7 protein-coding genes are annotated in these 13852 nt (G+C 71.8%); 2 read left to right on the top strand and 5 right to left on the bottom strand.

Annotated features, from left to right (window positions below; all coding sequences use genetic code 11):
* Positions 1-43 precede the first annotated feature (43 nt).
* Positions 44-979, top strand: a complete 936-nt coding sequence (locus tag STRTUCAR8_RS43110) for a hypothetical protein (protein ID WP_044473882.1) — start codon at positions 44-46, stop codon at positions 977-979.
* Positions 980-981: 2 nt separating this feature from the next.
* On the opposite strand, the gene STRTUCAR8_RS43105 is transcribed toward STRTUCAR8_RS43110, so the two are convergent.
* The 5 genes from STRTUCAR8_RS43105 to STRTUCAR8_RS43085 all read right to left on the bottom strand — a co-directional run bounded on the left by STRTUCAR8_RS43105 (position 982) and on the right by STRTUCAR8_RS43085 (position 11832).
* On the bottom strand, positions 982-2670 hold the full coding sequence (locus STRTUCAR8_RS43105) for a serine/threonine-protein kinase (RefSeq protein ID WP_044473881.1): 1689 nt from the start codon (positions 2668-2670) through the stop codon (positions 982-984).
* Between the two features lie 97 nt (positions 2671-2767).
* Positions 2768-4393 carry a serine/threonine-protein kinase gene (locus tag STRTUCAR8_RS43100; RefSeq protein WP_006382781.1) on the bottom strand — a complete coding sequence of 542 codons (1626 nt, stop codon included), beginning with the start codon at positions 4391-4393 and terminating at the stop codon, positions 2768-2770.
* Between the two features lie 129 nt (positions 4394-4522).
* Positions 4523-7402, bottom strand: coding sequence for a protein kinase domain-containing protein (locus tag STRTUCAR8_RS43095; protein WP_006382766.1), 2880 nt, complete (start codon positions 7400-7402; stop codon positions 4523-4525).
* 152 nt (positions 7403-7554) lie between these two features.
* Positions 7555-9747 (bottom strand): serine/threonine-protein kinase, encoded by a 2193-nt coding sequence (locus STRTUCAR8_RS43090; RefSeq protein ID WP_006382756.1) that lies wholly within the window; start codon positions 9745-9747, stop codon positions 7555-7557.
* 378 nt (positions 9748-10125) lie between these two features.
* On the bottom strand, positions 10126-11832 hold the full coding sequence (locus tag STRTUCAR8_RS43085; RefSeq protein WP_006382759.1) for a glycerol-3-phosphate dehydrogenase/oxidase: 1707 nt from the start codon (positions 11830-11832) through the stop codon (positions 10126-10128).
* A 298-nt stretch (positions 11833-12130) separates the two neighbouring features.
* Here STRTUCAR8_RS43085 and STRTUCAR8_RS43080 point away from each other — a divergent pair, with 298 nt between their 5' ends.
* Complete coding sequence (locus tag STRTUCAR8_RS43080; RefSeq protein ID WP_006382768.1) at positions 12131-13357, top strand: nucleotide sugar dehydrogenase; 1227 nt, start codon at positions 12131-12133, stop codon at positions 13355-13357.
* Positions 13358-13852: the final 495 nt, after the last annotated feature.

Here is a 13852-nt window from a genome sequence, read left to right as displayed (position 1 = left end):
CGTGCCCGAGACGAATTCCCTGAGACAGCACGAGACAGGGACAGTGACCGAGGCGGAGACCGCGACCGAGACCGCGACCGAAATACGGCATCACGTCTCGCGGGCCGAACTGCGTGGCACTCGGGTGCGCTTGGCCGGGTACGCGTATCAGCGCCGGGTGGAGACACCGGACGTCACCACTCAACTCGTCCTGCGGGAGCGGGAGTCGGGCACGGAGTACCGGCTGCCCGTCACGAGCGTCCCGTCTCCGTGCCTGGGCGCCGAGGAGGACGAGGGACGGTACTCGTACGAGCGGGCCGGATTCGAGGCCACCTTCGACATCGACACCGTCGCCGACGGATCGTCCCTCGACGACGGGCTGTGGGACATCTCCCTCGCCGTCGGCACCCAGGGGCACACGCGTGAGGTGCGCATAGGCAGCAACCGGGCCGACCGGCTGCCCGGCCGTCCCGACGTGCGGATCACGGAGACCGTACGCGGTCGGCGTGCCGTCACGCTCTACACCACCGTCCCGTACGGCAACTACACGATCGACCTCGGCGAGCGGAAGCACCCGGTGCTGAAGCGGATCACGTTCGGGGACATCCGCTGGCACGCCGGCCGGCCCACCGAGCTGCTGATCACCGGCCGCTGCACGCTGGGCGCGTACCCGCGCGGGGCGCTGACCGTGCATCTGCGCAACGGGGAGGAGCCGGGCGGAACGGTGGTCCTCAGTGCCGTACGGCCCCCGCACGGCGAGCAGTTCACCGTGCGTGTGCCTGTCGCCGAGCTGGGCCCGGGTGTGTGGAGCGGTGAACTCCGGCTCGGCGAGCGGGTGTTGCCTTTGCCGCCGCTACCGAAGCGGCTGGCGGCTGCCAAGTGGTGGCGTCGGACGGGGCTTTGGTACGCGAAGCCGGTTTCCCGCCCCGGCGGCGGATTCACCCTCCGGGTGGGCCGGACCGGCAAAAAGGAACTTCTCCGGGCGGCTCTCCGTCTCTGAGGTCATCCACCCGTGACGAAGGTGTCGAGGGCGACATCGAAATACTCCTTCGCCTCCCGCACCTTGCCGACGGGCGCCGACACCCACACGTCGTACATCCGCCCGCCCTCCTCCCAGCACAGGTCGTACGTGTGTCGTGGCCCCTCGGCCGCGCTGAAGCCGTCCCAGGTGAACTCCCAGAGCGCGGCGGCGTGTTGGGTGTGCACGGTCTCGGTGACCCGCCCGTCGCGGTAACCCGGGTTCGTGGAGGCGCCGTTGGCGTCCGCCCGCTCCATCACGGCGAGTGGGCCGCCCGGTTGGGGATCGACGACCTTGATGCCGAGCCGGAAGATCTCCCCCGGCGACAGATAGAAGACCCGCTCCTTCTGCTCGGTCCGCGTGAACCCGTCCGGAACGGCGAGCGAGAAACCGCGCGGGTCGTGTGCCAGACGGTAGCCGGAGGGAGCGGTCGCGGCAGAAGGCGTTGCCCCGGGCGACGCCGTCGCCGTACTCGGCGACACCCCCGTCGCACCGGGCGACCTGGTCGACGTACCGGGCACCGCCCCCGTCCTGCCGGGTGTCACCTGCGACGCGCCCGACACCGTCGGCGTCGCCGGTGCCGTGCTGCTCGACGAGTCGCCCCCGCCGCCCCCCGAGTGCATCAGCAGCGCCGCAGCGGACACTCCCGCCCCGGCCAGCGCCGCGACCAGCACCGCGGCGATGAAAACGGCCCGCCTCGAGGGTCTCGGTGGCCGGTCCGCCGTACGGGAGGAGGCCCTGCGGAGGGAGACCGTCGGCGTCGACTCCCGGCCGCCGGATTCGTCGCGCCGCTGGGTCTGCGCCCGGCCCGGGGTGTACCCGGCCGACAGCTTCGGGGTCCGCCCGGTCGCACGGAACGCCCGAAGCATCCGCTCCGCCTCCGCCGCGTCGAGGCGCCGCTCGGGATCGCGCTCCAGGAGGCCCCGTACGACGGGCAGCAGCGGCGCGGCCTGCGCCGGTGGCCGTACCTCGTCGATCACGACAGCGTGCAGAATCCCGCCCAACGAGTCGCGCCGGAACGGTGATTCACCGCTGAGGGCCGTGCACAGCAGCGCGCCGAGCGACCACAGGTCGGACTCCGGCCCGGTCCTGACGCCGGACATCCGCTCGGGCGCGGTGTACTCGGGCGAGCCGACGAAGGAGCCGCTCTCGGTGAGCGTGGTCGCGCCCGCTACCTGGGCGATACCGAAGTCGGTGAGGACGATCCGGTCGGTGCCGTCCTCAAGGAGGACGTTCGCGGGCTTGACGTCCCGGTGCAGCACCCCGGCGGCATGGGCGGTCCCCAGGGCGCCGAGCAGGGCGATGCCGATCCGGGCGGCCTCGTCGGCGTCGACGGGCCCGTGCCGGGAGATCCGGTCGGCGAGCGAGCTGCCGTCGATCAACTCCATGACGATGTATGGGCGTTCGTCGTCCTCGACCACGTCGTGCACGACGATGATGTGCGGATGGTGCAGCTGGGCGACCGCACGCGCCTCGCGCAGGCTGCGGTCGCGCCGCAGCCGGGCCTCGTCCGTCTCGAGGGAGGTGTCCTGCGTCAGCTCCTTGACCGCGACCCGCCGTTCGAGCAGCTGGTCGGTCGCCCGCCAGACGACGCCCATACCGCCCCGGCCGACTCTCGCCTCCAGGCGGTACCGCCCGGCGATCACTCGGAAGCTCTCCCCCTCGGTCCCCATGAGCCTCATCATGCCCCACCGGAGGACGCGACTCCGGGACGGTGAGCGGCGGATGACCGACAACCGCCGTACCCGGCCCGGCGGACGGCGGACGCGGTCAGCCGGAGTTCGGCCGCCACCCTCGCAGTACCGTCGTGAACTGCTCGCGCGCGGTCGCCCAGTCGGCCGCCGGGGCGGACATGTAGATCACGTACTCGGCTCCGTCCCGGCCGAGATACGCCTGCTCGATGGCCCGCCGCGGCCCCGGGAACTCCGAGTCCTTGGCCAGGGCTGTCCAGGTGAAGTCCCAGAGCGCGCCCTTGCGGTCGCGGTAGATGTTCGACTCCAGGCTGACCCTGCTGTACTCGCTGAGCCGCTTGAGCTGCAGTTCCAGGTCAAGCTGGTGGAGGTAGGGGTCGTCGAAGTCCGGGTCCTTGTCGATGGCGATACGCAGGAAGTGCTTCCCGCCGTCGGGGGTGTAGTCGATCTGCCCGTTCGTCACCGTCCGCGTCCACCCCTGGGGCAACGGGAGGCTGAAACCGGCCGGATCGACGACCCGGGCCCAGCCCTCCGGCACGTCGGTGGCGGCGGTGGACGTGGCGGAAGGAGTGGCGGAGGCCGCGTCGGACGCGGAGACGGACGGAGTCGCTGCGATGTCGGAACCCACCTCCTGCGACCGCGAGTTCCACTGGTGCAGCCCGACCGCTCCGCCCACTCCGACGAGCACGACCAGCGCGGCGACGAGCGCGATCGTCCGACCTCGGCGGCGTGGCCGGCCCGGGGCGCCAGGACCGACGACGGTCCCCTGCTGAGCCGTGGTGGAACCGGCTGCCGCGCCCCCTATACGGAAGGACCCGACCTCCCCTTCTGCCGGCGCCCGCACCGACCTGCTGCGCAGCGTCGGCACGTACTGCTCGGCCGCGCGGGGCCGTCGCCCCTCCGCCGCCTCCGCGAGCATCTGCTCGGCCTCGGCGGCTCCGGGCCGTACGGCGGGATCCTTGAGAAGCAGGGCCGTGATGACGGGCCCGAGCGGACCGGCGTACCGAAGCTCGGCGGGCTCGTCCTCGACGACCGCCTGCATGGTGGTCAGCGGGGAGGTGCGGCGGAACGGTGACCGGCCCTCGACGGCCGTGTACAGCGTGGCGCCGAGCGCCCACAGGTCGGAGGACGGTCCCGGATCGTCGCCGCGCAGCCGTTCCGGCGCGAGGTAGTCGACCGACCCGACGATCTCTCCGGTACGGGTGATGGTCGTGTCCCCCTCGACCTGGGCTATGCCGAAGTCGGTGAGCAGGACTCGGCCGTCCTGGGAGAGGAGGACGTTGCCGGGCTTGATGTCGCGGTGCAGTACACCGGCGGCGTGCGCGGCGGTCAGCGCGCGCAGCACCCACAGGCCGATCCTGGCGGCCTCACGCGGCTCGACGCGTCCGGCCTCCTTGACCGCGTCTGCCAGCGAGTTGCCCTCGACAAGTTCCATCACGATCCACGGCCGGCCGTCGTGGTCGAGCACGTCGTGCAGGGTGACGACGGCGGAGTGGTTGATCCGCGCCGCCGCGCGCGCCTCGGCCCGGGTCCGGGCGAGCAGGACGGCCTGCTCGCTCTCGGACACGTACAGCGCGGCCGTCAACTCCTTGACGGCGACGGCACGGTGCAGCAGCTCGTCGTGCGCACGCCACACCCGGCCCATGCCACCGCTGCCGATGACGTCGACGAGCCGGTAGCGGCCCGCGAGGAGCTGGCCCTGCATCTGATTCACGTTTCCCCGCAATGGTCTTGACAGGGGCAAGACTAAGGAGCGCCCTCGCCGGGGGGAACCGCAGGGGGCCCTACGGAGACAGCACTGTGACGGTTCTGCCCGCCGGGCGCGACCCCACGGTCAGCCGGTTGCCTGATAGGTAGCCGCCGCCTGCTCGTACAGCCGGGTCACCTCGTCCCGCTCGGCCTCCGGTCCGCGCACCTGGACCACGTGGTACCGGCCGTCGACGACTATCGCGAGATTACGTACGAACACCTCGCTGCCGGAGCTGTTCTGCCAGGTGAACTGCCCCTCGACCATGGTCCGTCCGCCCACCTCGATGGTCCGCATCCCGCTGGACGTGGCCCAGGTCGAGTCGCGGAACGGCTGCAACTCGTACTCCCGCTCCCGCTGGTACGCCATCGGATCGGCGCCGGACGTCTTGGTGGTGTCCCGGCCCGGTACGACGATCAGCTGGAACGAGCCGTGCGAGTAGACGACTTGGCCGCGCCCGTTCTTGCCCGCCCGGTCCCAGCCGTCGGCCACGGCGACGCGGAAGCCCGCGGGATCGGTGCGCACGGTGAACCCGGCGGCGGCATCGGGCCCGTCGGCCGGCGTCGTCTCGGACGAACCCGCCGACGGGGAGGCGCTGTTGCCCTTTTCCCCACTGGGCGAGGTCTGCTCGGGCCTCGGTTCGCTGCTCGCGTCCGGAGTGTCGGACGACTGCTCCGGCGCCGCGCTGACCTCCCCGGCGGAACCGGTCCGCTCCCCGTCCCGCGCTCCGTCGCTGTTGGCCTTCGGCATGAAGAACAGGGCGTACGCGATCGCCGCGGCCAGCGCCAGCAGTATCAGGAGGAGCAGGTTGCGGCCCAGTTTGCGGGGCGCCCGCTGCTCCTGCCTGGCCCGCTTGTGCCGGCCGTGCGGACCGGCCGCGGGCAGACCCGCCTTGCGCCTGCGCACGAGTTCGCCCCGGCGTCGCACGATCGGCAGCCGACGCGGATCGGTGGGCGGCGCGGCGACGACGTGCGCGCCGGCCTCCGGCTCCGGCGCCGACCTGACCAGGGAACGCAGCCAGCCGTTCAGCTCCTCGAAGTCGAGCCGCTCGATGGGGTCCTGACGCAGCAGCGACTCCACGACGGGCCGCAGCGGCCCGCACTCCTCGGCGAAGGCGGGCGGCTCGGCACACACCAGCTGCACCAGCTCGGCCGTCGACTCCTCGGGATAGGGCGCATGACCCTGTACGGCCCTGAAGAGCAGCGCGCCGAGCGCCCACAGGTCCGTCGCGGGCCCGATGGGCGCGGCCAGCTGCCAGTTCTCGTGGACGGGCCCGGCCTGCTCGGGCGCCCAACGCTCGGTCACCGCCCCGACGACAGCCATCCGCGCCTGCCGTGCCCGCTCGGCGGCCAGCGCGGTGGCGGGCCCACGCCTGGGCGCGTCGGCGACGGCCGCGCCGTCCCAGTGGCCCGGGGGCCGACCGGGGACACGGTCGGCCGGCGCGCGCTGATCCTGCGGCTGGGCGTGAGGGGACTGGTCCTCGGGCTGGGCATGAGGCAGAGCGTGGGTGAGCGGGCGGTGCTGCTGGTGCGGAATAGTGTCGGACACTCCGCTCGCCGCAGCGCCGTTACCTCCGGCGGGGAGAGCGGTACGCGCCTGTCCGGTGTGTCCGGCAACTCCGGTCGCGGGCAACGCCACACCGTTCCACGCGGGCGTGTTGCGCACGCCGTAGGGGTCGGCGATCTGCCCCGGAGGCGGAGTGGCCGCAGCCCGCTCCACACCGGCGCCGTACACACCGGTACCGGCGTCACCGGCCGCCTCGATCGAAGGCCGGGCGCCGGGCAGCGCCATGCGCCCGCTCTGCTCGGCCTCCTGAACCCGGGCCGCTGCCCGGGCCCCCGCCCGATACGCGGCGATGGCCCCGGCCCGCGCCGCCCGGATGTCCCCCTCGGTCTCCAACGCCCGCCGCTCGCCGGAGCCTCCGCTGCTTCCCTCGACGCCGGTGCCGGGCATCCCTCCACCCGACCGCGCCTCGATGGCGGCACGCCGAGCAGCTTCGGGATCCGCACCGGAATCCCCGGCGAACGTCCCCCCGGCAACCCCGTAACCCCCACCGCCGGTCAGACCCTGCGGCCTCGCTACGGCCTGCCCTCCCGCCGACGAACCCGGCGACTGCCCGTACCCACCGCCCCCGCCACTACCGCCGGCCGAGCCCGCACCGCCACCCGACCGCGCCTCGATGGCGGCACGCCGAGCAGCCTCGGGGTCTCCGCCGGAATCCCCGGCGAACGTCCCCCCGGCAACGCCGTAACCCCCGCCACCCGACCCGGGAGCGCCACCCGTTGTGGAAGCGCCGACCGCCGCGGCCGCGCCCCCCGGCGCGCCGGTCACCCCCGGCCCGTCCCGGCCGGGTACCGGGTCGTACCCGCACAGCGCCTCTTCCGCCGCGCCGGACGCCAGCCCCGTGAGCATCACGCGTCCGTCGTCGCAGACGAGCACCGTGCGCTCGGTGATGTTCCGGTGCACCCAGCCGTGGGCGTGCAGCACCCGCAGGGCCATGAGGACGTCGGCGGCGACCTCCGCCGCGCGATAGGGCGTCAGCGGCTTCTCGGCGAGCAGCGACTCCAGAGACCTGGCCGGCACCAGTTCACTCACTATCCACAGTGAGCCCCCCTGCGCGAACACGTCGAAGACCTGGTCGAGCCGTGGGTGATCGGGGATGGACGCGGCTGCCTGCGCGGCCTCTATGGCACGCAGTACGGTCGGATCGCTGGGCCGACGGGTGGCCGTGGACCGCGCGGCAGCGCTTCGCGCCCGACGCCCGTCCCGCGCCACGAACCCGTCCGGCAGCCCGTCCGCGTCGAGCACCTCGGCCTCGACGACTTCGGGCAACGGCACCTGCCTGACCAGGACTTCCTGCCCGCTGTACGTGTCGAAGGCCCGGGTCTCGCGCTGTTCGAACTCATCCGACGGCGGAAGCGGCAGGCGGTAGCGGTCGGCGAGTACCCGCCCCGCATATTCCTCCACGATGCCTCCCCCGGCCGTCCGGCTGCTCAATTCCGTTCGCCATACGTCCCGTTCTGCATGCGTACGGTCCGCAACCACTCACGATACGTGCCGGAGGCAACTCACAAAGAGGGGATTCGAGATCTCACGGCCTCAACTCGGGAGCGCGCGCATCACGATTTCGGCTCGAACGTCTCCGTGAAGGTCCGCCATGTCTCCTTGCGCAGCTCACTGTCCCAATTCGACGCTTTCGCCGTGAACATGAGCCCATACCCGAGTTGGCCGTTGACGACGAACCCCCGGTCCACCGACCGGTACTTCGTCCCGCCCTCCGAGTAGGTGAACTCCCAGTCGGCCGTGTTCCAGCCGCGGTAGCTCACCTTCGCTATTCGGATCCTGTCGTACTGCGAACGCGTCATGTACTGCTCTTGGTTCTTCCAGTCCGCCACGGGATCACTCTTGGGTGTCGTGGTCCATCCGACGAGCAGCCTCTGCCCGTCGGGCCCGGCGAAGCGGGCCCCCGCGGCCCCCGTGGACTCGTACTTCCACCCGGCGGGCAGTCCGATGGAGAACCCCTGCCCACTCTTGTACGTGGACACTCCCGCGGAGCCACCGGCCTCACCGGACGCACTCGCCGACGCACTGGGGGAGTTCCCCGTGCCCGCTCCCGTGCCCGTCCCGGTTCCCGTCTCCGTGCCGGTCTTGGTGTCGGCGCTCTGACCACCGTCCGTACGGGTGCCGTCGTCCTTGTCCTCCTTGGTCGCGGGGGAGCCGGATGACGTGGACGTCACCTTGTCCCCGCCGCTCTTCGCCCCGCCGGCGGAACTGTCGGTGGAGTCGTCGCCCCCGAGCACGAGGGCCAGCACCACACCGAGCACGATGACGGCGACGACCACCGCGATGAGCACCAGCGTGCGCTTCGGCACCACGTCGGTGATCGGCGCCCTGGGCACGGACCGCGGCGGCAGATCCGGCGGCGGCACCACAGGCCACCCCGAACTACGCCCCCCGGTACCGGAGTTGCTTCCCTGCGCTCCCCGGTCCCGAGCCTGGCCGTCCCGTGCGCCGGGAACGACAGCCCCCTGCGCGGTACCGCCGGTGCGCTTCCCGGCCTCCGGCGCACCGGCGTTCTTCGCAGCCTGGTCCGCCACACCGGCGGAAGCCGCACTCCCCGAGGCCGCGCTCGTGGAACCCGCGGTCCCCGAGGCCGCGCCGGCCCCGGCCGCTCCCGCGGGCTCGGAGGAACCGGCCGTCCCGGCGGAGCCTGCGGACTTCGTACGAACCGCCGCTCCCGCCCCGGCACTCGCCGCGACAGCCGCCTTCTTCACGGACCGGAACGCTCCCCGGAACCGCTCGCCGGCCTCTTCGGCCCGCTTGCCCCCGGAACCCGACTCGGCCGGACTCCCGCTCTCCGCGCTCTTACCGGCTTCCTTGCCCTTGCCCTTGCCCGGCAGAACCGGCAACGGCACGACCTTCGTGGCATCCATGGGTTCCGGCGCGGCCGGCTTGGGCTCGAGAGCGTGGATCACCGCGTTGAGCATCCGGCGCGCACCGGCGTCGTCGAGCCGCTTGGCGGGATCCTTGTTGAGCAGCCCGTAGATCACGTCCTTCAGCGGGCCCGCGTTCTTCGGCTCCTCCAACTGCTCCGTCATCACGGCGGTCAGCGTCGCGATCGCGGACCCCTTGTCGTACGGCGGCACACCCTCGACCGACGCGTACAGCAGGCCGCCGAGCGACCAGAGGTCGGCAGCGGGGCCGGGCTTGTGGCCTCGGGCCCGCTCAGGCGAGATGTAGGAGGGCGCGCCGACGAGCATGCCGGTCGAGGTGATCGACGGGTCGCCCTCGACCTGCGCGATACCGAAGTCGGTGAGGACGACCCGGCCGTCCTCGGACATCAGCACGTTCGACGGTTTCACATCGCGGTGCAGGATGCCCTCGCGGTGCGCGGACCTGAGCACGTCGAGGATCGCGAGGCCCACCTCGGCCGCGCGCCGGGGCTCCAGCAGCCCGTCCTCACGGATGACCTCGGCGAGCGACTTGCCCTCGACGAGCTCCATCACGATCCACGGCCGGTCGTCCTCCTCGACCACGTCGAAGACGGTCACGGCACTGTTGTTGCGGATCCGCGCGATCGCCTTGGCCTCGCGCAGCGTCCTCGTGATCAGCCGCCGCTTCTCGTCCTCGTCGATGCTCCCCGGGAACCTCAGCTCCTTGACGGCGACCGTCCGGCCGAGGGTCTCGTCCTCCGCGCGCCAGACGGTGCCCATGCCGCCGCGGCCGAGGACTCCTCCCAGCCGGTACCGCCCGGCGAGGAGACGCTCACTCCTGTCCTGACGGGATGCTCCCGCCCGCTCCGCCTCCGACATGCGTCCCCTCAAGCAACCCGCCCTGACAGAGCCTCCATTGTCCCTCACCCGACAACCGGCCGATGCCCCGGGTGCCCCTCGGGACGGACGGCGGCCCGTGGGAAGGAAGGCCGCGTGACGCAACCGATCCCCCGCCCCACCTGCTGTCACTGCCATCCCCCCTCCCGAATGAACCCCCTCGCGAGCGCGGGCCCCGGTCCCGAACCGGGCCCGCTCGCTGCCGACTTCTGCCCCCGCACCCCGTAGAACGGACGGGTGCCGAGCAAAGATCCCAGCTCACGACACTCGTTCGAGTGACGGTCAGGAGTTCGAGAAGAGCGGACGGAAAGTTGCGGGAAGGCCGAAACCCGCGCTTCGGGACCGGAAGTTGCGGATGCGTCAGAGCGGCACGATGTCCGGCGCACCCAGCCGCGCAGCGTCCGCGGTGAGGTCGTCCGGCTGCCGCTGCGACTCGCGCTCCGCCTCCACGCGCTTGTCGTAGTGCTCGACCTCACGCTCGATCTGGTCCTTGTCCCAGCCGAGGACGGGCGCCATCAGCTCCGCCGCCTCACGCGAACTGCGCGTCCCCCGGTCGAATGTCTCGATCGAGATCCGGGTCCGCCGGGTCAGCACGTCGTCCAGATGCCGCGCGCCCTCGTGCGAGGCCGCGTAGACGATCTCCGCCCGCAGATAGTCCTCCGCCGCCTGCAGCGGCTCGCCCAGCGAGGAGTCCGCGGCGATCAGATCGAGGACCTCCTGCGCCAGTGAGCCGTACCGGTTCAGCAGGTGCTCCACGCGCACCACGTGGAGGCCGGTGCGCGCGGCCGTCCGCGCCCGGGCGTTCCACAGCGCGCGGTAGCCCTCGGCGCCCAGCAGCGGCACGTCCTCCGTCACACACTCGGCGACTCGCTGGTCGAGTCCGTGCACGGCCGCGTCGACCGCGTCCTTCGCCATCACCCGGTAGGTCGTGTACTTGCCGCCCGCCACGACCACCAGGCCCGGCACCGGATGCGCCACCGTGTGCTCGCGCGACAGTTTGCTGGTGGCGTCGGACTCCCCGGCGAGCAGGGGCCGCAGGCCCGCGTACACGCCCTGGACGTCGTCCCTCGTCAGCGGCACCGCGAGTACCGAGTTCACGTGTTCCAGCAGGTAGTCGATGTCGGCGCTGGAGGCCGCCGGGTGTGCCTTGTCCAGGTCCCAGTCGGTGTCCGTCGTGCCGACGATCCAGTGCCGGCCCCACGGGATCACGAACAGCACGGACTTCTCGGTGCGCAGGATCAGCCCGGTCGTCGAGTGGATCCGGTCCTTGGGTACGACCAGATGGATGCCCTTGGACGCCCGGACGTGGAACTGGCCGCGTTCGCCGACCATGCCCTGGGTGTCGTCGGTCCACACCCCGGTGGCGTTGACGATCTGCCGGGCACGGATCTCGTACTCTCCGCCGCCCTCGACATCCTGCACCCGGGCACCGACGACCCGCTCCCCCTCCCGCAGGAAGCCGGTCACCCGCGCGCGGTTGGCTACCTTCGCGCCGTACGCCGCCGCCGTACGCACCAGGGTGGCCACGAAGCGGGCGTCGTCCATCTGCGCGTCGTAGTACTGCAGCGCTCCGACCAGCGCGTCCTTCTTCAAGGCGGGCGCGACACGCAGGGCATGACGGCGGCTCAGGTGACGGTGCGCGGGCAGACCACGCCCGTGCCCGCGAGCCATCGACATCGCGTCGTAGAGCGCGACGCCCGCCCCGGCGTACAACCGCTCCCAGCCCTGGTGCTGCAGCGGATACAGGAACGCCACGGGCTTGACCAGGTGCGGCGCGAGCCGCTCCAGCAACAGCCCGCGTTCCTTCAGCGCCTCCCGGACGAGGGCGAAGTCGAGCATCTCCAGATAGCGCAGCCCGCCGTGAATGAGCTTGCTGGACCTGCTCGACGTGCCCGACGCCCAGTCACGGGCCTCCACCAGTCCCGTGGACAGACCGCGGGTCACGGAGTCGAGCGCGGTGCCCGCTCCGACCACGCCGGCGCCCACGACCAGCACATCCAGCTCACGCTCGGCCATTGCTGCCAGTGACTCGGCACGCTCCACCGGTCCCAGTGCCGCTGTCCTCATCGCTGCCTCCAGCTGTCGGTCGCACCGGCCGTCTCCGCACGACCGGCCGACTGTGGTTCACGCCGTACGACTGCGCCTGCCCGAATCCCCCTGCCCGAATTCTGACCGGGTCGCCCGACTTCGGCCACCACCCGCCCTCAGCCTGTGGACAACCCACACAGAAACACCTGTGGAAACTCGCCCACCCAATCACGCATATCGGTCATATTTACTCCTAGTCTGACATTGCGCTCGCTCGTTCTGTCCACAGCGCTTGCGCACCTGTCCCGCTTCGGCTACTGGGAAGGACGGCCCTCGCATGCCCGCAGACCTCGCCGTCATCGGACTCGGACATCTCGGCCTGCCACTGGCCCAGGCGGCCGTCGCCGCAGGCATCCCCACCCTCGGTTACAAGACCGGCCCCGAGGCCGGTTCCCTCACCGCCGCGGAACTGCGCCGGATGCTCTCCAAGGGCTTCCGGACAGCAGCCGGCCCCGCCGAACTCGGCCGTGTACGCACCGCCGTCATCTGCGCGCCCACACCGTGCGGCGCCGACGGAACCCTTGACCTGAGCCAGGTGGAGGCCGCCGCCCGCACCCTCGCCGCGCGGCTGCGCCCGCACACCACGGTGATCCTGGAGTCGCCCGTCCACCCGGGAACGACGGAGGAGTTCCTGCGCCCTCTTCTAGAAGAGGGCTCCGGGCTGCGGGCGGGCCGCGACTTCCACCTCGCCTATTCCCCCAGCCGCGTCGACCCCGGCAACCGCGACTTCACCCCCGCCAACACCCCGAAGGTCATCGGCGGCCTCACCCCGGCCTGCACCGAGTCGGCCGCCGCCTTCTACAGCCGGCTCACCGACAAGGTCGTACGCGCGCGTGGACCCCGGGAAGCGGAAACGGTGCAGTTGCTGGAGACCAACTTCCGGCATGTCAACATCGCCCTCGTCAACGAGATGGCCGTGCTCTGCCACGACCTGGGCGTCGACCTGTGGGACGTCATCCGCTGCGCGGAGACCAAGCCGTTCGGCTTCCAGGCATTCCGCCCGGGCCCCGGCGTAGGCGGCCACGCGGTCCCCCAGGACCTGCACAACCACACGGGCCACACCGGCCGCACGGGCCGCGCCCTGCGCATGGTGGAACTCGCCCAGCAGGTCAACAACCACATGCCCCAGTACGTCATCCAGCGCGCGGCCACGCTCCTGAACGAGCACGGCAAATCGGCCCGCGGCGCACGCGTACTGCTGCTGGGCGTCACCTACAAGCCCGACCTCGCCGACCAACAGGGCTCCCCCGCCCAGGAGATCGCGATCCGCCTGATGGAGCTGGGCGCCTCGGTCAGCTACCACGACCCGCACATCCCGTCCTGGAGCGTCCTGGACCGCCCCGTCCCCCGCGCGGACTCCCTCTACGAGGCGGCGGCCGACGCCGACCTGACGATCCTCCTCCAGCAGCACCGCACGTACGACCTCCAGGGCCTGTCGGTGAAGGCACAGCTGCTGCTGGACACGCGGGGGGCGACCCCTACGGGGGCGGCGCATCGGTTGTGAATGGGGGCGCGTGCGAGTCGCCGAGCCTCGGAGGCCGGTGGCGCGGGGGCTCTCGCGTCGGTACCGTACAGGCAGGTGGAGCCCACCGCAGGGGCACTGCGGCAGGCTCCTGATGGTTCACGGGTGTCCGCCCCTAGTTCCTATGGGGGCGGCCGCTCACCATCCGTATGTCCGCAAGAGGCACCTCCTCCGGAACTTGACCGCCCGAAGACGGAGCCGGTCCCAGCGGGTGGGCTTGCGGTGGCGACCCATGGGCGCCCCCTTCCGCGACACCGCCCATAGACCCGGTAGGCGGCTTGCTGGAACTCGGGCCGGGCCCCGATGGGCGGGGGTCCGGAACCATGTCCTTGGAAGGGGGCGCTCCAGAGAACTGGGGCGCCGACACACACGCTAGTGGGCTCGCCACCCTTGATCGGCGCGCATTCGCCCCGAACGCAACCGTGCGCCCCCGCCCGCGAAACGCGCCCCACCAGCGCCACTTGGACACACGAAGGG

Origin of the sequence: Streptomyces turgidiscabies Car8 (assembly GCF_000331005.1) — a bacterium.
Classification (GTDB): Bacteria; Actinomycetota; Actinomycetes; order Streptomycetales; family Streptomycetaceae; genus Streptomyces; species Streptomyces turgidiscabies.
Note: the sequence above shows the minus strand (reverse complement) of the source record. Positions and strands in the feature narration are given on the sequence as shown.

Excerpts from the sequence above, each read along its gene's own strand:
- STRTUCAR8_RS43105 (WP_044473881.1), bottom strand. The coding sequence starts at position 2,670 with ATGGGGACCGAGGGGGAGAGCTTCCGAGTGATCGCCGGGCGGTACCGC.
- STRTUCAR8_RS43100 (WP_006382781.1), bottom strand. The coding sequence starts at position 4,393 with ATGCAGGGCCAGCTCCTCGCGGGCCGCTACCGGCTCGTCGACGTCATC.
- STRTUCAR8_RS43090 (WP_006382756.1), bottom strand. The coding sequence starts at position 9,747 with ATGTCGGAGGCGGAGCGGGCGGGAGCATCCCGTCAGGACAGGAGTGAG.
- STRTUCAR8_RS43085 (WP_006382759.1), bottom strand. The coding sequence starts at position 11,832 with ATGAGGACAGCGGCACTGGGACCGGTGGAGCGTGCCGAGTCACTGGCA.
- STRTUCAR8_RS43080 (WP_006382768.1), top strand. The coding sequence starts at position 12,131 with ATGCCCGCAGACCTCGCCGTCATCGGACTCGGACATCTCGGCCTGCCA.